This is a genomic window from Corynebacterium gottingense (assembly GCF_003693265.1).
Lineage (GTDB): Bacteria > Actinomycetota > Actinomycetes > Mycobacteriales > Mycobacteriaceae > Corynebacterium > Corynebacterium gottingense.
This window is the reverse complement of record NZ_RDRE01000008.1, coordinates 18071-38020: the sequence shown is the minus strand read 5'-3', so window position 1 is coordinate 38020 and position 19950 is coordinate 18071. Positions and strand designations below refer to the sequence as shown.

General features: G+C 65.8%; 18 protein-coding genes. 7 read left to right on the top strand and 11 right to left on the bottom strand.

Translation table 11 applies throughout. The features are described 5' to 3' along the window. Positions 1-23: 23 nt before the first annotated feature. Complete coding sequence (locus EAW56_RS06560; RefSeq protein WP_122085751.1) at positions 24-980, bottom strand: hydrogen peroxide-inducible genes activator; 957 nt, start codon at positions 978-980, stop codon at positions 24-26. A 149-nt stretch (positions 981-1129) separates the two neighbouring features. Between EAW56_RS06560 and EAW56_RS06555 the strand changes: the two genes are divergently transcribed. The 3 genes from EAW56_RS06555 (at position 1130) to EAW56_RS06545 (ending at position 3513) form a co-directional block, all read left to right on the top strand. Further along, a complete protein-coding gene (locus tag EAW56_RS06555; protein ID WP_095277230.1) occupies positions 1130-1726 on the top strand; it encodes a peroxiredoxin in 597 nt (198 codons plus the stop codon). A gap of 93 nt (positions 1727-1819) precedes the next feature. After that, complete coding sequence (ahpD, locus tag EAW56_RS06550; RefSeq protein WP_095277227.1) at positions 1820-2344, top strand: alkylhydroperoxidase, AhpD family; 525 nt, start codon at positions 1820-1822, stop codon at positions 2342-2344. A gap of 140 nt (positions 2345-2484) precedes the next feature. Further along, the gene (locus EAW56_RS06545) at positions 2485-3513 is read left to right on the top strand and encodes an HNH endonuclease signature motif containing protein (RefSeq protein ID WP_122085749.1); all 1029 of its coding nucleotides are present in this window, start codon (positions 2485-2487) and stop codon (positions 3511-3513) included. A 55-nt stretch (positions 3514-3568) separates the two neighbouring features. On the opposite strand, the gene EAW56_RS06540 is transcribed toward EAW56_RS06545, so the two are convergent. From EAW56_RS06540 to EAW56_RS06530, 3 genes are all read right to left on the bottom strand, one after another. Continuing rightward, on the bottom strand, positions 3569-4786 hold the full coding sequence (locus tag EAW56_RS06540; protein ID WP_165765356.1) for an NAD(P)/FAD-dependent oxidoreductase: 1218 nt from the start codon (positions 4784-4786) through the stop codon (positions 3569-3571). 238 nt (positions 4787-5024) lie between these two features. After that, positions 5025-7553, bottom strand: a complete 2529-nt coding sequence (locus EAW56_RS06535; protein ID WP_122085747.1) for a DEAD/DEAH box helicase — start codon at positions 7551-7553, stop codon at positions 5025-5027. Between the two features lie 43 nt (positions 7554-7596). Continuing rightward, complete coding sequence (locus EAW56_RS06530; RefSeq protein ID WP_095534735.1) at positions 7597-8652, bottom strand: PAC2 family protein; 1056 nt, start codon at positions 8650-8652, stop codon at positions 7597-7599. Between the two features lie 202 nt (positions 8653-8854). Between EAW56_RS06530 and EAW56_RS06525 the strand changes: the two genes are divergently transcribed. Next, positions 8855-10051, top strand: coding sequence for a DUF4192 domain-containing protein (locus tag EAW56_RS06525; RefSeq protein ID WP_095555569.1), 1197 nt, complete (start codon positions 8855-8857; stop codon positions 10049-10051). A gap of 1 nt (position 10052) precedes the next feature. On the opposite strand, the gene galE is transcribed toward EAW56_RS06525, so the two are convergent. The 6 genes from galE to EAW56_RS06495 form a co-directional block, all read right to left on the bottom strand. After that, complete coding sequence (gene galE, locus EAW56_RS06520) at positions 10053-11021, bottom strand: UDP-glucose 4-epimerase GalE (protein WP_095534733.1); 969 nt, start codon at positions 11019-11021, stop codon at positions 10053-10055. Between the two features lie 3 nt (positions 11022-11024). Then, a complete protein-coding gene (locus EAW56_RS06515; protein WP_095536686.1) occupies positions 11025-11717 on the bottom strand; it encodes a metal-dependent transcriptional regulator in 693 nt (230 codons plus the stop codon). A 94-nt stretch (positions 11718-11811) separates the two neighbouring features. Next, on the bottom strand, positions 11812-12804 hold the full coding sequence (locus EAW56_RS06510; RefSeq protein WP_095278973.1) for a sigma-70 family RNA polymerase sigma factor: 993 nt from the start codon (positions 12802-12804) through the stop codon (positions 11812-11814). 187 nt (positions 12805-12991) lie between these two features. After that, positions 12992-13426, bottom strand: coding sequence for a D-aminoacyl-tRNA deacylase (dtd, locus tag EAW56_RS06505; protein WP_095536685.1), 435 nt, complete (start codon positions 13424-13426; stop codon positions 12992-12994). Continuing rightward, positions 13426-14973: a DUF7782 domain-containing protein gene (locus EAW56_RS06500; protein ID WP_122085745.1), complete on the bottom strand. Its 1548-nt coding sequence runs from the start codon at positions 14971-14973 to the stop codon at positions 13426-13428. The genes dtd and EAW56_RS06500 overlap by 1 nt, the downstream gene beginning before the upstream one ends. Positions 14974-14976: 3 nt before the next feature. Continuing rightward, positions 14977-15483, bottom strand: a complete 507-nt coding sequence (locus EAW56_RS06495; RefSeq protein WP_208636493.1) for a DUF3099 domain-containing protein — start codon at positions 15481-15483, stop codon at positions 14977-14979. Between the two features lie 50 nt (positions 15484-15533). Between EAW56_RS06495 and EAW56_RS06490 the strand changes: the two genes are divergently transcribed. The 3 genes from EAW56_RS06490 to EAW56_RS06480 are packed head-to-tail and all read left to right on the top strand — an operon-like array spanning position 15534 to position 18148. Next, complete coding sequence (locus EAW56_RS06490; RefSeq protein ID WP_095278982.1) at positions 15534-15788, top strand: DUF3039 domain-containing protein; 255 nt, start codon at positions 15534-15536, stop codon at positions 15786-15788. Continuing rightward, a complete protein-coding gene (locus EAW56_RS06485; RefSeq protein ID WP_122085743.1) occupies positions 15785-17560 on the top strand; it encodes a DEAD/DEAH box helicase in 1776 nt (591 codons plus the stop codon). The genes EAW56_RS06490 and EAW56_RS06485 overlap by 4 nt, the downstream gene beginning before the upstream one ends. Positions 17561-17614: 54 nt before the next feature. Further along, positions 17615-18148 (top strand): DUF4190 domain-containing protein, encoded by a 534-nt coding sequence (locus tag EAW56_RS06480; protein ID WP_122085741.1) that lies wholly within the window; start codon positions 17615-17617, stop codon positions 18146-18148. 70 nt (positions 18149-18218) lie between these two features. Here EAW56_RS06480 and EAW56_RS06475 read toward each other — a convergent pair whose 3' ends face one another. Further along, positions 18219-19766 carry an RNA polymerase sigma factor gene (locus EAW56_RS06475; protein ID WP_122085739.1) on the bottom strand — a complete coding sequence of 516 codons (1548 nt, stop codon included), beginning with the start codon at positions 19764-19766 and terminating at the stop codon, positions 18219-18221. Positions 19767-19950: the final 184 nt, after the last annotated feature.

Here is a 19950-nt window from a genome sequence, read left to right as displayed (position 1 = left end):
CACTGCTGGACCAGCTTAGTAGCTCATTGCGTGAGCGCTGCATCTCCGCGCGCGGCAGCCTCCGCGTACGCGGCTTTCACCAACTCGCCCAGGGCCTCGAACTCTTCAGCGCGGCTTGACGACGCCCGGTACGCAAGCCCTATGGTCCGCTGCGCCCCAACGCCGGTGGCGAAGGTCGCCAGCCCGATACCGGGGCGGGTGCACTCGCTCGCGACGGCGGACTTGGGCACCAGCGTTGCGCCGAAACCAGCTCCGACGAGCTGCATGATCGTGGTGAGCGACGCTGCCCGCGTCACCGACTGGTTGGCGGCGGGGTGAGACACATTCGCCAGCTTGCACAGGTCGACGATTTGTTCGCGGAGGCAGTGGCCGTCGTCAAGCAACAGCAGGTCGAGCTCCTCGAGGGCTGCGAGCGGCAGGTCGCGACGCCCCGCGAGCGCGTCATCCTCGTGGGTGACGGCGACGAATTCCTCGTCGTAGAGGGGCAGTTCCGTGAGCGTGGGCGTCTCGGTGGGGAGGGCGAGGACGGCGAGGTCGATGCGGCCGTCGCGAAGCTGCTCGAGCAAACGCTCGGTCTGTTCCTCCACGATGCGCGGCTGCAGGTTCTCATACTCGGACCGCAGACGCGGCAGGAGATCCGCCAGAAGGTACGGGGCGACCGTGGGGATCATCCCGATGGTCAACGGGCCGTTGAGCACGCCGTGGGCGCCCTGTGCGCGGGCGACGAAAGCGTCGGCTGCTTCGAGCGTGGTTTTTGCGAAGGGGAGCAGCTCCTCGCCGGCGGCGGTGACGATGACCTTGCGCGTCGAGCGCTCGATGAGCTGGATGCCCAGCCCGCCCTCGAGCGCGACGAGGGCCTGCGACAACGACGGCTGCGAGATACCGAGCTTGGCCGCGGCGGTGCCGAAGTGCTTGTTCTCCGCGATCGTGACGAAGGTGCGCAGCTGCGCGAGCGTCGGTTTATATTCCTTATTGCTCATGCCTATCACCATACCGCACCTTTATAGGTTTTGTTGTTGAGCTTCCGGGTGGGCTGTGGCATACTCGGGTGGCAGAAGACGTGAGAACGTGTTCGTGACTAACTGCGTCACAGTACGCAAATTCACCCTATGTATATGGAGGAATCACTATGCCGATCATGACTGTTGGGGAGCGTTTCCCGGAGTTCAACCTGACCGCGCTCAAGGGCGGCAACCTCAAGGAAGCAGACGCGTCCTCCCCGGACGACTACTTCGAGCAGGTCTCCCTGGACAAGTACGAGGGCAAGTGGAAGATCGTCTTCTTCTACCCCAAAGACTTCACCTTCGTATGCCCGACCGAGATTGCCGCCTTTGGCAAGCTCAACGAGGAGTTTGAGGACCGCGACACCCAGGTGCTCGGCGGCTCCACGGACAACGAGTTCTCCCACTTCAACTGGCGCGCAACGCACGAGGACCTGCTGGACATCCCGTTCCCGATGTTCGCCGACGTCCGCCACGACCTGATCCGCGCTCTCGGCGTCGAGAACGCTGACGGCGTGTGCGACCGCGCGACCTTCATCATCGACCCGGACGGCATCGTCCAGTTCGTGTCCGTCACCCCGGACGCCGTCGGCCGCAACGTCGACGAGGTCCTGCGCGTCCTCGACGCACTGCAGTCCGAGGAGGTTTGCGCCTGCGACTGGCAGAAGAACGATCCGACCAAGAACATCGACAAGATGGCCGTGGTTCAGGACGCCCTGAAGTAGCGCGATTCTTCGCCCGAAGCCGCCCCGCGCTCCGCACCGCTGGAGTGGCGGGGCGCTCGTCTACTCACCACCAATCACACGAAAGGACACCCAATGTCTATTGATAACCTGCGCGGCGCTCTGCCGGAGTACGCCAAGGACCAGAAGCTGAACCTCGGCTCGCTGACCCGCTCGACCGAGCTGAGCGAGCAGCAGCTGTGGGGCGCGCTCGTCGCCGCTGCCGCCGCGACCCGCAACGCGACCGTCATCTCCGAAATTACCGACGAGGCGAAGGAGCACCTCTCCGAGGAGGCCCTCAACGCTGCGTTCGGCGCCGCCACCGTGATGGCGATGAACAACGTCGGCTACCGCGCCAAGGGCTGGCTTGGCGACGACTACGCGCAGGTCAAGTTCGGCCTCCGCATGAACATCATCTCCAAGCCGGGTGTGGAGAAGGCCGACTTCGAGCTGTGGTCCCTCACCGTTTCCGCGATCAACGGCTGCGAGCACTGCAGCGTCGCCCACGCGAACACACTGCGCGAGGAGGGCCTGACCAAGGAGCAGATCTGGGAGGGCGTCAAGGTCGGCGCCGTCGTGCAGGCCGTCGCCCAGGCCATCGAGATCGAGGCAGCGCGCTAGCAGCTCGCTTATCGACGCCACGCAAACCCCCAACCCTATTTAGACGCACCAAACCGGCCCGCGGTTCCCTCCCGGGCCGAAAATGGGTGAATCCTCACAACCCATTGTTTCCCCAGCTCAGAGCCGGTAACGTGGCTGCCATGAACGCACTGGCAGACCTCGTATCCATCGACCGCCGCGGCATGCAACTTGTCGCGGCGGCCGCTGGCATGACCCACGAGGACCTCACCGGACTCGGCCTGCCACGCGACCGCGCCCGCCAACTCCACACCGCCGCAACCGTACTGTGCGGCACAACCAGCCACACCGCCTACCAACGCCGCGCCCACACCGGCGCCGCAACCAACCAGCACCGCCTGGACACCCTCGCCTACATCGCCCGCAGCGCCCGCACCATCACCGACACCACCGCCCGCTGGACCTACATCGACGCCCTCTGCAACACCCCCGGCGATTTAACCCACATCACCCGCGTTGCCAACGAACTGAAAGCCGAACTCCAACCGGCACCCCCGCGTACCGAAAAAGCCCGCGTGACCCACCACGGCGACGGCATGGCCACCCTGCGCATCACCGGGCCCGCCCTAGCCATCCAAGGCGTCTACGACGCGGCGAACAACAACATCACCGGCTGGCTGGCAAACGACTGCCCCAAAGCCGACTACCTCGTACGCGTTACCGCCAACCTGGACCTCGGCGACTACCAGCGCATCATCACCGGCACGGGCGACGACGTTGAGGTCCACTTCGCCAACGGGGTGATCACCACCGGGGAAGAATTCGTGCGCATGCAACTCGATGAGCTCGGCAGCATCATCCTCGTCGGCGCGATGGACGGGCCGGTCAACGCCTACAACGCGCGTTTTGCCTCGGCGAAGCACCGCGAGATCATGCTTGCCGACGCCACCACGTGCACCTGGAAAGACTGCACCGTACCAGCCACACGCTGCCACGCCCACCACATGAGCGAACACCGCCACGGCGGCGATACCACACCCGCCAACCTTGGTTGGTTGTGCCAGTACCACAACTCGCAAGCCGCGACCGGCGCCCGGGGCCACACCGAACGGCGGGACGGACAGATCTATTACGTCTCGCCATACGGAAACGCCACCCCCACCGGCACCGACCACACCGCCCGCGCGCCGCACCGAAGACCCGCGCATTAGCCACCGCATGCGCCAGCGCCCCTGGCGCATACACGCATGCCCGAAAGGCGGCGGCCTACAGGCCGGCGAACGGGCTGCGCAGTGGGTCGAAAGGCTCGATGGTGCGGTCCACCTCGCCGGTGGCGATCTGCTTGGCCAGCATCTTGCCCGACACCGGGCCGAGGACGATGCCCCACATGCCGTGGCCGCCGTTGGTGTACACGTTGGGCACCTTGGTCGCACCGACGAGCGGCAGGCCGTCCGGGGTCACGGGGCGCGAGCCGACCCACTCGTCCTGGCGGTCGTCCCAGTCGATGCCGCGGAACATCGGCTTCGTCGCATGGATCATGGAGGCGACGCGGCCCGGCTGGAACGCCTCGTCGGGACCCCGGAACTCCATCGTGCCCGCCACGCGCAGGCGGCCCTGGTACGGCGTGCAGGCGATCTTCTGTTCCGGTAAGTAGACGGGGCACTCGGGCACGGTCTCTGTCTCTACGCTGAACGAGTAGCCGCGACCCGCCTGCACCATGGTGGTGACGCCCAGCTCGCGCGCCAGAGCGGGCATCCACGCGCCGGTGGCGATCACGACGACGTCGGCAGGCTTCCATTCGCCCGTGGACAGCTGCACGGCCGGTTTGCGGGTGGAGGTCACCTTCGTCACTTCGGCGCCGGTGGTGATGGTGCCGCCGCGCGCGGTGAACGAGTCGGCGATGGCCTGGCAGTAGGGGCCCGGCTCGATGAAGCGTTGGCCTTGCATGCGGTATATGGCCTTGACATTGTCGGTGAGCATGGGGGCGTGCTCGCGGGCGTCGTCAAGCGAAATCGGCTCGAACGGGATCTCCTGGCCGTGGCGGATGGCCCCGTCGACCTCCTTGAGGAAGCCCTTGGCCTGCGACTGTGACTCGAAGCCGATGATGTACGGCGAGCGGTAGGACTTTGAGGTCACGCCGCCCGCTTCGAGGTCGTCGAAGGCGGCGAGCGAGGCCATGTCGGCAGGGGTCAGACCGGCCATGGTCTTGTCCCACGCGCGCTGCGTGGCGTGCGCCATGAACTGCGCGCAGAACGCCCACAGCTTCGGGTCGACGCGCACGGGGACGGAGAGCGCGGCGTTGCGGTCGAAGAGCGCGGTCGGCCCGTACGCCCAGAGGCTGGAGTTGGACAGCGGGATCGTCTTGCCGGGCGCGAGCCAGCCGGCGTTGCCCCACGAGGAGCCGCCCGCGACGCCAATTTTGTCTACGACCTCAACGTCGTACCCGTATTCCTGCAGGAACCATGCGGTGGACAGGCCTGTCATGCCTGCGCCGATCACGAGCGCACGAGTCAATTGTGTTACTCCTCACAAATTGTCGGATTGTGTTTGGAACAACAATGTACCGCAAGCCAGTGAGGTGAATGTCACGTTCGCTGAGTGAATTTTACGCACTGCATATTGCGCAAGTTATGCAGCGGCGCGAATGAAAGGACCAGCTCATGTACCTGTCTATCCACAGAAAAGGGGCATGCTTATCGACGCCACGCCACCCCCAAAAGAGCTACCCCTCCCGCAACTCCAAAGATTGGAGCCGGACTTCTCCCGCCTCGTCGGAGGCGTCCAAGTCCACAACGCCGTGGAATTGGAACGCGTTGTCGCCCTCCGGGTCCTTGAGGATCTGGGTGACCTCCCAGGTGCGCCCGGTGGTGTCGCCAAGCCGGAAGTACTCGGGCCCGCGAGCGTCGGGGCCGGTGTCCACGTCGTCGTACTCGTCGAAGTAGTCGTCCATCCCGGCGGGGAAGTCGGGGCGCGCGTCTGGGTCAAGGTAGTCGAACATCTCGTCCAGCTCGCGCTCCTTCTCCAGCGCGAAAAGTTCGGCGAGGCGGAAGAAGGCGTTGCGGACCATGATGGTGAAGGCGCGTCGGTTGGCGGTGAGGGCGTTCGGGTCCTCGACGCCGAACGCTAGCTCGCGGTCCAGCGTCGCCTGGTCGATGGGGGAGTCTTCGTCGGCCATGTGCGCCCATTCGTCGATAAGCGACGAGTCCACCTGGCGGATCAACTCGCCGAGCCACACGATGATGTCTTCGAGCTCCTCGTTCATGTTGGCTTCGGGGATGGAGTGGGAGAGGGTGCGCCACGCGTCGGTGAGGTAGCGCAGCACCACGCCCTCGCTGCGCGCGAGGCCGTACGTGGCGATGAGGTCGGAAAACGTCATGGCGTGTTCGATCATGTCGCGCACGACGGACTTCGGCGCGAGCTCGAACTCTTTCGCCCACGGGTTGCCCTGGCAAAAGGTATCGAAGGCCTCGTCGAGTTCGTCAGCAAGCGGCTTCGGGTAGGTGACGTCCTCGATGAGCGCCATGCGCTCGGTGTAGTCCACGCCGTCCGCCTTAAGCGCGGCGATTTCCTCGCCGCGGGCGGCGGATTGCTGTGCCTGGAGGAGCTGGCGGGGGTCGTCGAGAATTGCTTCAAACGTCGAGATGACGTCGAGCGCGTAGGTGTCGGACTCGGGGTCCAAGATGGTGAGGAACGCGAGCGCGAACGGTGACAACGGCTGGTTGAGCGCAAAGTCGCGGTCCAGTTCCCGGGTGAGCGTGTAGGGGCGGAATGCGGGCGAGTCGGGCGTGCGCTCGACGACGCCCGCGTTGATCAGCCCGCGGAAGAGCTCCACCGCGGTGAGGATGTCTCGGTTCTGCTTCGCCCGCGAGTCGTGGTTGGTGCGCAGCAGGTGTCGCATGTGCTCATAACCGTCGCCCGGGCGGGCCACCACGTTGAGCAGCATCGAGTTGGACACGCTGAACTGGCTGGTCAGCTCCTCAGGCTCCGCGGTGGTGAGCCGGTTGAACGTGTCCTCGGACCAGGAGACCTCGCCGTCGCGGGCGGACTTCTTCCGCAGCTTCTTGCGCTTCTTCGGGTCGTCGCCGGCCTTCCTGCGCAGCTTCACGTTCTCAATCTCGTGCTCCGGCGCTTCCACAACGACAGTGCCCTCCGTGTCGTAGCCGGCGCGCCCGGCCCGGCCGGCAATCTGGTGGAACTCGCGGGATTTGAGGATGCGCTGGCGCGTCCCGTCGTACTTGGCCAGGCCGGTCATCACAACGGTACGGATCGGCACGTTAATGCCCACGCCCAGCGTGTCGGTACCGCAGATCACTTTGAGAAGGCCGGTTTGTGAGAGCCGCTCCACCAAGCGGCGGTACTTGGGCAGCATGCCGGCGTGGTGGATACCGATGCCGCGGCGCACCAGTTTGGACAGCGTCTTGCCAAAGGTGGTGGTGAAGCGGAACGAGCCGATCTCTTCGGCGATGCGCCGCTTCTCCTCGTCGGTGATGATCTTCAGGCTGGTCAGCGCCTGGGCGCGCTCGGTAGCTTCGCGCTGGGAGAAGTGGACGACGTAGATGGGGGCTTTGCCATCGTCGAGAAGCTGCTCGATCGTCTCGTGGACCGGGGTGAACACGTAGTGGAAATCGAGCGGCACGGGGCGCTCGGACCCGCCGACATAGGTGGTTTGGCGGCCCGTGCGCTCGGTGAGGTCTTTCTCCAGCCAAGCGGTGTCGCCGAGCGTTGCAGACATGAGCAGGAACTGCGCCTTCGGCAGCTCGAGGAGCGGTACCTGCCAGGCCCAGCCGCGGTCGGGCTCGGAATAATAGTGGAACTCGTCCATGACCACCTGGTCGATCTTCGCGTCCTTGCCCTCGCGCAGGGCAATATTTGCGACGATCTCCGCCGTCGCCGCGATAATCGGCGCAGACCCGTTCACTGTCGCGTCGCCGGTCATCATGCCGACGTTTTCGGCGCCGAAGATCTCGCACAGGGCGAAGAACTTCTCGCTGACCAGCGCTTTGATCGGCGCGGTGTAGAACGTGCGCTGCCCGCGGGTCAGGGCAATGAAGTGCGCCGCGTTGGCCACCATGGACTTGCCGGACCCGGTGGGGGTGGCGAGGATGACGTTGTCACCGGCGAGCAGCGCGAGCGACGCTTCCTCTTGCGCCGGGTACAGCGAGATGCCGCGGGACGAGGTCCAGGAGAGGAAGGAGTCCCACGCGGCTTCGTCGAGAAGCGGCGCGGGGACGTCGGCGAGATCGGCGAGCATGTCAGATAAAGTCACGCTCACCACCGTAGCCGAGGGGCGAAACCTACTCGTCGTCGTCCGGTTTTTCCGGGTCTGCCGGGTCTTCAGGATCGATGAGGAAGTGGTCCATCAGCAAATTGTTCTCGTCGTCGCCGAACGGCAGGCTCAGCTGCTGTTCGTCCTGGCCGAGCACGCGGTCGCGGTCCTCGATGGCGGTGAGGTAGTTCTCAAACGCATCGCTGATCTCCTCGCCGCTCGGCACCTGCGCCTCGCCCGGCATCATGGCCTGCGGGTGGCGCTCGCGGTAGTCACTGATCTCCTTGTCGTAGTGCTCCTCCAGCGCGTGGACCACGTGGGCGATCTCGTCGGAACCGGCCATCTGCTCGGCCAGCTGCTGCGACACCCGCGTGATGTCCGACTCCAGCGCGCGCAGCGGGAACTTCAGCTTGGTCGCATCCTCGATGGACTGGAGCAGCTGGAACGTCGCGTGCGGGTACGGGGACGACGCCACGTAGTGGGGCACGTGCGCTGTGAACCCGGCGACGGGCTTGCCGCGCTTGTGCAGGGCGCGCTCGATGAGGATCGATGCGGAGCCGGGTACCGTGACCATGCCGTCGAAGGTATACATGTTGCCCACCAGCTCGCTGCTGTTGCCGTGCGCCGAGACGACCAGCGGGCGGGTGTGCGGGGCGCCCATCGGCGCCGCGTAGAGGCAGATCGTCTGCGCGACGCCGAAGCGCTGCGCCAGGTCGCTCACGGCCTCGCTGAACGCCTCCCACCGCAGGTCGGGCTCGGGGCCGGACAGGAGGAGGAAGGAGCGCCCTGCTTCGTCACGAAGCACGCGCAGGTCCAGCTGCAGGTCATCGATGTCCGTGATCTCGTGCTGCGCGATGGTCACCGCGGGGCGGCGCGAGCGGTAGTCAATGAGCTCATCGTTGCTAAACGTGGCGAGCGTGCGGGAGTCCAGCGCCGCCTTGAGGTGCTCGGCGGCTCCCTCGACGGCGTGGCCGGCGTCGGCGTAACCCTGCATTGCCACCACGAGCGCCGGGCCGTTCGCGGATTCCTCGCCGACGGAGGGCGCCGGGTATTCCAGTTCATACATGCGAGACGTATCAGACATGTGCTTCCTCCCAAATGATCTCGCGGTACGCCACATTGCCCGGACAAATGCCGGGTGGCGTACCTTTTCGCATTATCAAAGACAACTACGCCAGGGGTGAAACTATTCCACGCGTCCCGCGCCAAGGTGGCAACAATGATACCGCAGCAAAGAAGTTTCCCGGACGAGGGAACCGAGGCGGTGCTTTTTGCGTCCAATATGTATGAAGCAATCACGAAACTTTGACGCCAATGACCACCGCCCCAACAACCCGCCGTACGGCCCCGCCGAACTCATCGCCTGCATCCCAGGCGCGCTCGGCTTCTACCCGCAAGAATCCCTCGTCCTCATTGGCCTGAGCCACGCCGGCGAGGATGCCACCTCGTACACAGTCGGCCCGATCGTGCGCGCTGATCTGGCGAGTGAAGAGCAGATCGCGTTCGGGCTGCGGGCGCTTTTCGACGCCCACCAGGACCTCCACCTCGCCGTTATCATCACCCGCATCCCGAACTCGGATTTGGCGATGGAAACCGCCTACTTCCTGCAGTCCCTGGATACCCAACTCGACCTCCCGCCGCTCGCCGCGTGCTGGCACGTCTCCGAGATCGCCGCGGGCACGCCCTACACCCTGCTTTTCGACGCCACCAGCCCCCAACTCTTCCCCGCACACCACGAGCGCACCGCCGCCCCCGCCTCGTACTTCTCCGGCACCGTGCCGTCGATCGTGCACGCGCCAACCATGCGCGGATTGCTTGACAACGGCATGCTTCCAGAGCTTCGTCGCGAGGACATGCACCTCTTCTTCGAATCCGACAATTCCGGCGACCTGCGCCGATGCCGCGCGCTTTACGACGCCGCGTATCACTCCGGCCGCCGCCTCGTCCAACAACTCGCGCCGCACCCGGCAGGCGCCGGCGAGGGCTGCGGCGACAGGTGGGACGCCATCAACCTGATCGAGGACGGCTGCGTGACGCTCATCCATGGCGGCGCGGGCAACCCGGAGTTTCCGGCGGGGACGTCACGCCGACCGCTGCAGTTGAGCGACTGCTTCCGCGACGACGAGGAGATCGTCCTGCTGGCCTCGCTGCTGTCCCGCAGTAAGCTGCGCGATTGTCTCGTCGAAGACGTCCTCGAGCACTCCGCGACGGCCGCTCAGGCGCTGCTGCTCATCGCGCGAAACTTTACGGGTGTTATCCGCGCGAATGCGCTGAGCTTGTGGGCGCTCGCAGCGGCGGCGTCGGGCCTGGAGCCGTGGGCGTTCGCGGCGCTGCGCGCGGCCCAGGACGAGGTGCCAGGGCATTCGCTGTCCGCGGTGCAGCGCCAGCTGATGGCGATCGGCGAGTGGCAAGGGATGGTCAACACCGCACTCGCCGGGTGCCGCGAGTCGTGGGACGACCTGCTCCGCGAGCAGGCGGCGTGACTCAAGCACCCCCGTGGCGGGCGGAGGTGAAGTCCCACGCGTCTTGGACGATGGTGCGCAGGTCGGTGCGCGTGGGGTTCCAGCCCAGCTGGCGCTTGATCTTGTCCGAAGAGGCGATGAGCACGGCCGGGTCGCCGGCGCGGCGGGGTGCGACCTCGGCCGGGATCTCGTGGCCGGTGACCTCGCGGCACATCTCGACGACCTGGCGGACGGAGTAGCCGTCGCCGGAGCCAAGGTTGTAGATCTCGTGGGTGCCTGGGGTATTCGCCTCGAGTGCGAGCACGTGGGCGTCGGCAAGATCCCTCACGTGGATGTAATCGCGAACGCAGGTGCCGTCGGTGGTGGGCCAGTCGTCGCCGAACATCTTGATGGCGTCGCGCTGGCCGAGGGCAACCTGCAGCACGATGGGGATGAGGTGCGTCTCGGTGCGGTGACGCTCGCCGTAGTCGCCGTACGCGCCGGCAACGTTGAAGTACCGCAGACTCGTCGCGCCGATGCCGTAGGCCTGGCAGTAGGAGGTGATGGCGTAATCGATGGACAGCTTCGTCGCCCCGTAGGTGTTGGTGGGGCGGGTTGGGGCGTCCTCGGTGATGGGCACTGCCTCCGGCTCGCCATAGGTGGCGGCGGTGGAGGAGAACACGAGCGAGTGCACGCCGTGTGCGCGCATCGCGTTGAGCAAGGTGAGTGAGACCTCGAGGTTGTCGCGCCAGTACTCGGCGGGAACCTCCATGGATTCGCCGACCAGCGAGCGGGCGGCGAAGTGGAGCACGCCGTCGACGTCGCCGGCGGACAGGACGCGGTCGATGACGTCGGAAATATGGCCCTCGACCAACGTTGCCCCGTTGGGGACGGCGTCGCGGTTGCCGGTGCTGAAGTCGTCGATGACGATGACGTCGTGGCCAGCCTCGACGAGCACAGCAGCGCATACGCTGCCCACGTAGCCGGCACCGCCGGTGACTACAAGCTTCACGGGTTAATCCTCCACTGGGGTGACGCGCAGTGCGTGCGCGAGTTCGGGTGAGAGTTCGACGCGTTCGCCGTCCTTGGTGGTGAGCATGATCGCGCCACCGTCGTGCTGCTCGAGGGTGACCTGCGAGCCGACGAAGGACGCGACGCCGACAGTCGGGGAGACGGTTGCGGAGAGCTGCTGCAAGATCTCGCTCACTTGCACCACCGTGACCTCGGTCGGGCCGTCGAGCTCGAGGTCGCTCGCGCGGGTGCCGTACGCGGTTTCGGAGCTCGGCGTGGCGTCGAGCTCTTCCAACGCAGGGATCGGGTTGCCAAACGGGGAGCGGGTCGGGTTGCCCAGCACGGCGACGACGCGGCGCTCCACGTCCTCGCTCATGACGTGCTCCCATCGGCACGCTTCGTCGTGGACCTGCGCGATGTTGAGCTGTAGGACGTCGGTCAGCAGCAGCTCGGCCAGGCGGTGCTTGCGCATCACTGCGGTGGCGCGCTGGCGCCCCGCCGGGGTAAGCGCGAGGGAGCGGTCAGGCTGGACCACGAGCAGGCCGTCGCGCTCCATGCGCGAGACCGTTTGCGAGACGGTCGGGCCGGATTGCTCAAGGCGCTCCGCGATGCGCGCGCGCAGCGGCGTGATGCCTTCTTCCTCTAGCTCGTACACAGTTCTCAAGTACATCTCGGTCGTGTCGACGAGATCACGCATGCTGCCTCTCCCTCTGAGTCACTCTGTGCAGACGGTCTGCGCGAGTCATTTCGCGCACAGACCATCCAAGCCCTGCAAGTGTACGCGCGGTGCCCTAGGCGTAGTCGCGCAGCCGGTCGGCGCGGTCGCCGACGCGCAACTTGGCCATAACCTCGCGCTCAATTTGGCGCACGCGCTCGCGCGACAGGCCGAACTGGCGGCCAATCTGGTCCAAGGTGCGCGGCACGCCGTCGGTCAGGCCGTAGCGCAGGCGAATCACGTCCTGTTCGCGTTCCTCCAGGCCTGCGATGATGTCCTCGATGTCGTCGTGGCGCAGGGTCGAGACCACAGCGTCTTCGGCGTCCGTCGCCTCAGCGTCCTCGATAAAGTCACCGAGCGGCGCCTCCTCGTCCGCGCCGACAGGCATATCCAGGCTCACCGGGTCGCGCGACTGGCGCAGCAGCATCTCAATCTTGGACTCCTCGATGCCGGACTCCTCGGAGAGCTCCTCATTCGTAGGTTCGCGGCCCAGGGACTGGTACATCTCGCGGCGGATGCGCGAGAGCTTATTCACCTGCTCCACCAAGTGGACTGGTAGGCGAATCGTGCGCGACTGGTCCGCCATCCCGCGTGTGATGGCCTGGCGGATCCACCAGGTGGCGTAGGTGGAGAACTTGAACCCCTTGGCGTAGTCGAACTTTTCCATGGCACGGATCAGCCCGAGGTTGCCTTCCTGGATCAGGTCCAGCAGCGGCATTCCGCGCCCCGTATACCGTTTTGCCAGCGAGACCACGAGGCGCAGGTTGGCTTCCAGCAGGTGTGAGCGCGCTTTGCGCCCTTCCTTGGCCAGGATCTTCATGTCACGCTTCTTGGCGCGGGTGAGCGTGACCTCCGGGTCGTCCAGCAGGTGCTGGGCGTAAAGGCCTACCTCGATCTGCTGGGCCAGCTCGACCTCTTCCTCAGCGTTCAACAGGGCCGTTTTGCCGATACCGTTGAGGTACACGCGCACGAGGTCCGCCGACGGATTGTCATTGGTCTGATTTCGGCGGCTACCGCGGTCAACGTTTTCTTCGTTGCCCGCATCACGAGCGTGGTCCGGCTGAGTCATGAAGAGCTGCCTCCTTGAAAGGGGTTCGAACCGTAAGTTCAGTCTTATAGATCAAACGGAGCAACGCTCCCGATTGTTCCGGCTGAGCGTAAATATTATGCAACGCGCGTCTGCCTCGCTCGACTCTCAGCATCACTCCAGGAACTTCTTCCCTAGAACGTGGGTAGCGGCCAGGTTTCGTCCCGTGTCACGCCTCGACGAGGACCGTGAACGGCCCGCTGTTGACGCTCGCCACGTCCATCATCGCGCCGAACCGGCCCTCCTCGACCGTGATGCCGCGGCCGCGGAGCTCCTCTGCGATCTTGGCAATTACCGGTGCAGCTACCTCGCCCGGCGCCGCATCCGCCCACGACGGCCTGCGTCCCTTCGCCGTACGCCCCATGAGGGTGAACTGGCTGACCAGGAGGACGGGCGCGCCGGCGTCCTGGGCGGAGCGCTCGCCGTCGAGAATGCGCAGCTCCGCGATCTTGCGGGCCATCTTCTCCCACGCGTCCTCCGCGTCGTCGCGGCCCACGCCGACGAGGGCGAGGATGCCGCCGGTTTCGGGGCAGTCGATCGCCCCGACGACCTCCCCGTCGACGGTGACAGAAGCACTCTCCACTCGCGTCAGTACAGCTTTCATCAGGACTCCTTCGCAATAATCTCAGCGGGCAGGACGAGGCCGTGGCGCACACAATCCACCACAATCGCCGCTGCGTTGTTCTCAAGGCGTGTGTGTTCCGCCGGGTCATCGACGCCTTGCGACGCCACCAGCAACCCCACCACCTCACGCAGGGGCAACCCCTGTGGGTGGAGGCCAGAGAGAATCGAGACGACACCGTCGTCGACCTCGTGGGTAAAGCGCGGTCCGTCAGTACGCGAAACCCTCGTGACTCGCTGCGCAAAGCCCATCCCGGCCTCGGCGTCGGCGACGCTCACCCTTTCCAGCGCCACGCCCGGGCGGACCATGTACGCGGCATCCAGGATGTCGTCGGTGTCCCTGCCGCGCAGCCATTCGGCCCTGGTGAAGTACTCGTCCACCTCCGGCCCGAGGGGATCCGTGAACGGGTGCGAGAGGTCTTCGGCGGTAATCTCGGTGGGGTTATCGCCGATCTCGCGGAGGAAGATCCACCCGAACCCGATGGCCTCGACGTCGTTGTCGCGGAAGTGTGCAAGCCAGCGCTCGGTGCGCTCGACGGCCTCTGGGGAGCGGACGTCGACCGATTCATCAGCAAGCCAGGTAGAGACGTACTGGCCCGGGTCGACAACATCGCGTTCCAGGACCCAGGCGCTCACACCGCGGGAGGGCAGCCACGAAGCAACGCGCGAGCGCCAGCTCTCGCCGGTGCGGTGGACCCACGCACCGAGGATGCACGCGGTCGCGCCCTCCGCCAGGTGTGCGGGGGCTTGGCCGACAACGAGCTCGGTTGCCCCGTCGAGCGACAACCCCGAATCGCGGTACACGTGGCCCACCTCGGGCAGTCCCACCACGAACGGCGGGTTCGCTACGATCCGGTCGAAGCGCTCGTCGGCAACCGGCTCGAACCACGGGCCCTGGCGCAGCTCGACGTTGTCGATCCGGTTCGCAGCGAGCGTCGCGCGAGCCAGCTCCAGGGCGCGCGGGTGCACATCCGTCGCCACCACGCGCTGCGCAACCCCTGCCTGCGCCACCGCCTGCACCCCCGAGCCGCAACCGAGATCCAGCACCGTGTCAACCGGCGTCTCCGGCGAGGCGCTGAGCAGCGAGAGCGACGCCGACCCAACGCCCAGGACGTGGTCGGGCCCCGGCACGTGCGCGGTCATCGACGCATCCAGGTCCGACACGATCAGTCGGTCCTGCCCCGCGAGGACGTGGGGGCGCAGGTCGAGGGCCACGGCGAACCGGTCGTTGGCGGAGGGGCGGATCACGGTGGCGTCGAGAAGCATGCGCACCAGGTCAGGAGAAAGGAGCTCGTCGAGCTGGGCTTGCGACGCCGGCTCGCGTACCAAGAAGAAACGGATCAGGCGCGACAGCGGCGAAGCGTCACAGGCGGCGAGCACGACGCCCGGCTCGCCACGGTAGAGCGCCGCAGTCGCGTGGGGGCCGAGGTGCTTGGCGATGCCGTCGGCGGTAAAACCGGTCGACGCGAGAGCGTCGGCAAGCGCGCGAACGGCGCTGGGAAGAGACTCGGGGAGCGGTTCGAGAGGCATTGGCTACTCCTTGCTGGCGTCGGGATCGGACTCGATGATAGCGGGGGAGCGGTCGGCGCCAGAGCGCGATTGGCCTGCCTCCAACTGCGCTCGGGCCTGCGCAGCGAGCCGGGCCTCCTCGCGGGCGAGCGCAGGCTTGTACACGTTTTTGTCCCGCTTATCGCGCGCCTCGCCCTGGCCGTTGGCAATCATGACGGAGATCCACGGCACCGGGATCGAAATGGAGAAGAAAAGGGCGGCGAACCACCAATGGCCCAGCACCGAGCACAGGACGGAGATGGCGATCAGTGGCACGCGCGCACCCTGCCACAACAGATACTGCTTTTCGCGGCTCTGCAGATCCTGCTCGTGGGTCCGCGTTGCGTCGGTGATGAGCGCGCGCCGGGAGCGCCTCGGGCGGAGCCGGCGGCGGCGGGGCTGCTCCTCGTCCGGCTGGGCGTCGATCGTGTGCGGGTGCGGACCGGGCACGCCCGACTCGGGTTGGTGGAAGGTGTGGTCAGATCCGCTCATAACGCAAAGGGTAGCGGGGCATTGCAAATTCCGACCCACTTTGGGGCATGATGGAAGGCGTGAATACGACGACGAAGACTCTTGAGCGCCCCGACCTCCGGGAGGACACCTCGTCAACCACGGAGGACGGCAAGGAAAAGTTTTTCCACTACGTGCGGAAGGACCAAATCGTGGATTCCGCGATCTCTGGGAAGCAGGTTGTCGCGCTCTGCGGAAAGAAGTTCTCTGTAAAGAAGCAGGCCAAGCCGGGGTCCCCGGTCTGCGCCGATTGCCAGCGGATTTATGAGGGGCTGCGCCGCAAGTGACAGCGTCGACACCAGGGCCTCAGCTCCGTAAATGGCAGCAAGAGGCCCTTGATTCGTTTCTGCGTACAAAACCGCGCGACTTCATGGCCGTGGCAACGCCGGGAGCGGGAAAGACGACGTTCGCGCTGACGCTGGCGAGCACCCTCCTGGCCGACCGCACGGTGCAGCGGCTCATTGTGGTTGTGCCGACGGAGCACCTGAAGCACCAGTGGTCCGAGTCGGCCAAGCGCTTCGGGTTGTCGCTGGACCCCAACTTCACCAACTCGTCCGCGGTGAACCCCTCCTACGACGGCATCGTGGTCACCTACGCGCAGGTGGGTATGCACCCGTTCAAGCACCACGCAGTCGCGTCGGCGCGGCGCAGCTTGGTCATCCTGGACGAGATCCACCACGCCGGCGACTCGAAGAGCTGGGGCGACGGCGTCTATGAGGCATACAACGACGTAGAGCACCGACTCGCGCTCACCGGTACGCCGTTCCGCTCCGACGACTCACAGATCCCGTTCGTGCGCTACAACGAGGACGGCGAGGGGCACCTCGTCTCCGAGGCCGATTACACCTACGGCTATTCGCACGCGCTCAAGGACGGTGTGGTGCGCCCCGTTGTGTTCCTCGCCTACAGCGGGGAGACAGAATGGCGGGATTCCGCTGGCGAGGAATACTCAGCCCGCCTCGGTGAACCGCTCAACGCGGAGCAAACGGCACGCGCGTGGAAGACGGCACTGGACCCGAAGGGGGACTGGATCCGGCTCGTGCTGCAGGCCGCGCACACGCGCCTGACCAAGATCCGTGCCAACATGCCGGACGCGGGCGGGCTGGTCATCGCCACGAACAAAACCACGGCGCGCGCCTACGCCAAGATGCTCGAGGGGATCTCCAGCACGCCGGTCACAGTGGTGCTTTCCGACGAGCCTGGGTCCTCCGACCGCATCGAGGAGTTTTCGGCGTCCCGCGACGAGTGGATGGTGGCGGTGCGAATGGTCTCCGAGGGCGTCGATGTCCCGCGCCTCTCCGTCGGCGTGTACGCCACCTCCGCATCGACGCCACTGTTCTTTGCCCAGGCAATCGGCCGTTTCGTGCGCTCCCGCATGCCCGGCGAGTCCGCGTCCGTGTTCCTGCCGTCCGTGCCCGTGTTGTTGGGGCTGGCGGAGAACATGGAGGAGGAGCGTGACCACGTCCTGGGCAAGCCGCACCGCGAGCAGGGCTGGTCCGACGAGCTCATTGAGCAAGCCAACCGCCAGGAGAACGAGCCCGACGAGGGGCCGAGCTACGAGTCCATCGGTGCGTCCGCTGAGCTGGATTCGCTGATTTTCGACGGCTCCACCTACGGCACCGCGACCGCAGCTGGTTCCGCCGAGGAACAAGACTTCCTTGGGCTCCCGGGACTGCTGGACGCCGAACAGGTCAAGACCCTGCTGCGCAAGCGGCAGAGCGACCAGCTGGACGCCCGCGAGGCGGAGGAGAAGGCGCGGAAGGCCGCGGAGCGCGAAGCCGCAGAACGGGCGAAAACGCTGGGCGAGCCGGTCGCTGCTGGGCCCGGCGCCGCACCGTTCAAGTCTGGCTCCACCGGCGGCGGGGGCGAGACCGCTGCGGATGAGATCCCCAGGCTGCGCAAGGAGCTGAACACGCGCGTCTCCATCGTCGCGGGCAAGACGGGGCGTCCGCACGGCGCGATCCACACGGAGGCAAGGAAGGCGTGCGGCGGGCCGCCGACCGCACTGTGCAACGCCGAGCAGCTGCAGCAGCGCATTGACTATCTGCGTGGCTGGTAGCGCAAAAGACCGGTAGTGTGGGCGAGTGCACGGCGACGAGTGAAGGAGACGACCATGACAGATCGTTATAACCCGAACCAGCACCCGAACCAGGAGGGTCCGTACAACCACCCCGAGGGGTTCTCGGGCTACGGGCAGCACCCGCAGCCAGGTCAGCCACAGCCGGGCCAGCCGGGCCAGCAATGGCAGTACGGCGGCGGTGCCGCCTACGGTGGCGCGTACCCGCAGGGCGAGCCGTATGGGGCACAGAAAAATAACGGCATGGCGATTGCTGCCTTGATCGTGGGTATCCTCGCCATGCTTGCAATCATTACGATCGTCGGCGGGGTGTTCCTCGGTGTTATCGCGATCATCCTCGGCATTTTGGGGATCCGGAGCGCGAAGAAGATCGCCGGTCCGGGCGCGCGGAAGGGGATGTCCATCGCCGGCATCGTTCTCGGCGCGATCGCCTCGCTGCTCAGCGTGGTGTTTATGCTCGTCGGTGTCGGACTCGTCTCCACCCTCGTCGGGGAGTGCGACCACTTGGTGGATGACACGGCCGCTTACGAAAAGTGCGTGGAAGATGTCGCGGAGCGCGAGTTTGGCTAATTCAGCCGTACATAAAAGCGGTGCCCCGCCCGGAATCCTCCTGGCGGGGCACCGCTATATCCGCGAAAGGCTAGTCCAGGTAGTCGCGCAGCACCTGGGAACGCGACGGGTGGCGCAGCTTGGACATTGTCTTCGATTCGATCTGGCGGATGCGCTCGCGGGTCACGCCGTAGACCTGGCCGATTTCGTCTAAAGTCCGCGGCATGCCGTCGGTAAGCCCGAAGCGCAGGCGTACCACGCCAGCTTCGCGCTCGGAGAGCGTGTGCAGCACGTCCTGGAGCTGGTCCTGCAGGAGGGTGAAGGACACGGCGTCGACGGCGACGACCGCCTCGGAATCCTCGATGAAGTCACCGAGCTGGCTATCGCCCTCGTCGCCAATCGTCTGGTCCAGGGAGATCGGCTCGCGCGCGTACTGCTGGATCTCCATCACCTTTTCCTCGGTGATGTCCATCTCCTTCGCCAGCTCGAGCGGGGTGGGCTCGCGGCCCAGGTCCTGCAGCAGCTCGCGCTGGATACGCCCGAGCTTGTTGATGACCTCCACCATGTGCACCGGGATACGAATGGTGCGGGCCTGGTCCGCCATCGCGCGGGTGATCGCCTGGCGGATCCACCACGTAGCGTACGTGGAGAACTTGTAGCCCTTGGAGTAGTCGAACTTCTCCACTGCACGGATCAAGCCGAGGTTGCCTTCCTGGATGAGGTCCAGGAACGCCATGCCGCGGCCGGTGTAGCGCTTGGCCAGCGAGACCACGAGGCGAAGGTTTGCCTCCAACAGGTGGTTCTTCGCCTTGCGGCCGTCGCGGGCCACCGCGCGAAGGTCGCGCTTGACCGCAGGCGTGAGCTTGGCATCCTTGTCGCCCTCAGCGGCGGCGCGCGCCATCTCGTCCAGGCGGTACTGGGCGTACAGGCCGGCCTCGATGCGCTTGGCCAAGGAGACCTCTTGCTCCGCGTCCAGCAGCGCGACCTTGCCGATCTGCTTGAGGTACGCGCGGACGGAGTCGGCGGACGCGGTCAGCTGCGCGTCCTTGCGCGCCTGACGCAGCGCCGCAGACTCCTCGATGTCCCAGACGGACGAAGAGTCTTCTTCCTCGTCGTCCGAGTCGTCGTCTTCGTCATCTTCGATGTCGTCGCCGTCCAGGTCGTCCTCGTCGATGTCCTCGGCGAGCTCGTCATCAAAGTCGGCGTCCTCGTCCGCGAGGTCGGGATCGTAATCTTCGTCGTCGCGGTCATCGACGGTATCGGCATCGTCGACAAGCGCATCGGTGCGCAGCTCGTCCTCGTCCACGCCCTCGGCGCCTGCGTGCGCAGCGGTCGCCTTCTTGGCCGCTGACTTCTTGGTGGTCTTCTTCGCAGTCTTGCGGGCCGTCTTCTTGGCCGTCTTTTTCGTGGCCTTCTTCCGAGCGGTCTTCTTTGCAGCCTTCTTGGCCGTCTTCTTCGCCGCCGGAGTTGCCGCGGCGTCGTTTGCACCGTTGCCTGCGCCACCGTCGGAGGATGCCTGTGCTGCATTCTCCACGGTGTTATTGCCTGATGCTTCGCTGGCTACCACGTACGCCCTTTCGCCGATTCGGTTTCTTCCACTGCGCGCAACCCTGCTTCCTGCGAGAATGTTCGTATGCATATCCTGCCGGATTGCGCAATGGTTCCAATTCTAGAACGCCAATCCTAACAGGCCGCGCGCTGAATCTATTCCAGCACTCGCCATCGTGCCGCATCTTTCGCGCGCCGTGCGTGTCACGGAGCCGGAAAGGTGCGTCCCACGAGGGCAGGAGTGGTTGCTGTCCGGTGCCCACCGTACATGAGTC

Excerpts from the sequence above, each read along its gene's own strand:
- EAW56_RS06525 (WP_095555569.1), top strand. The coding sequence starts at position 8,855 with ATGAAGCAATCACGAAACTTTGACGCCAATGACCACCGCCCCAACAAC.
- dtd (WP_095536685.1), bottom strand. The coding sequence starts at position 13,426 with ATGAAAGCTGTACTGACGCGAGTGGAGAGTGCTTCTGTCACCGTCGAC.
- EAW56_RS06490 (WP_095278982.1), top strand. The coding sequence starts at position 15,534 with ATGGAAGGCGTGAATACGACGACGAAGACTCTTGAGCGCCCCGACCTC.
- EAW56_RS06500 (WP_122085745.1), bottom strand. The coding sequence starts at position 14,973 with ATGCCTCTCGAACCGCTCCCCGAGTCTCTTCCCAGCGCCGTTCGCGCG.
- EAW56_RS06540 (WP_165765356.1), bottom strand. The coding sequence starts at position 4,786 with ATGACAGGCCTGTCCACCGCATGGTTCCTGCAGGAATACGGGTACGAC.
- EAW56_RS06530 (WP_095534735.1), bottom strand. The coding sequence starts at position 8,652 with ATGTCTGATACGTCTCGCATGTATGAACTGGAATACCCGGCGCCCTCC.
- EAW56_RS06535 (WP_122085747.1), bottom strand. The coding sequence starts at position 7,553 with ATGCTCGCCGATCTCGCCGACGTCCCCGCGCCGCTTCTCGACGAAGCC.
- EAW56_RS06515 (WP_095536686.1), bottom strand. The coding sequence starts at position 11,717 with ATGCGTGATCTCGTCGACACGACCGAGATGTACTTGAGAACTGTGTAC.
- ahpD (WP_095277227.1), top strand. The coding sequence starts at position 1,820 with ATGTCTATTGATAACCTGCGCGGCGCTCTGCCGGAGTACGCCAAGGAC.
- EAW56_RS06475 (WP_122085739.1), bottom strand. The coding sequence starts at position 19,766 with ATGCATACGAACATTCTCGCAGGAAGCAGGGTTGCGCGCAGTGGAAGA.
- EAW56_RS06510 (WP_095278973.1), bottom strand. The coding sequence starts at position 12,804 with ATGACTCAGCCGGACCACGCTCGTGATGCGGGCAACGAAGAAAACGTT.
- EAW56_RS06560 (WP_122085751.1), bottom strand. The coding sequence starts at position 980 with ATGAGCAATAAGGAATATAAACCGACGCTCGCGCAGCTGCGCACCTTC.
- EAW56_RS06480 (WP_122085741.1), top strand. The coding sequence starts at position 17,615 with ATGACAGATCGTTATAACCCGAACCAGCACCCGAACCAGGAGGGTCCG.
- EAW56_RS06495 (WP_208636493.1), bottom strand. The coding sequence starts at position 15,483 with ATGAGCGGATCTGACCACACCTTCCACCAACCCGAGTCGGGCGTGCCC.
- EAW56_RS06545 (WP_122085749.1), top strand. The coding sequence starts at position 2,485 with ATGAACGCACTGGCAGACCTCGTATCCATCGACCGCCGCGGCATGCAA.
- EAW56_RS06555 (WP_095277230.1), top strand. The coding sequence starts at position 1,130 with ATGCCGATCATGACTGTTGGGGAGCGTTTCCCGGAGTTCAACCTGACC.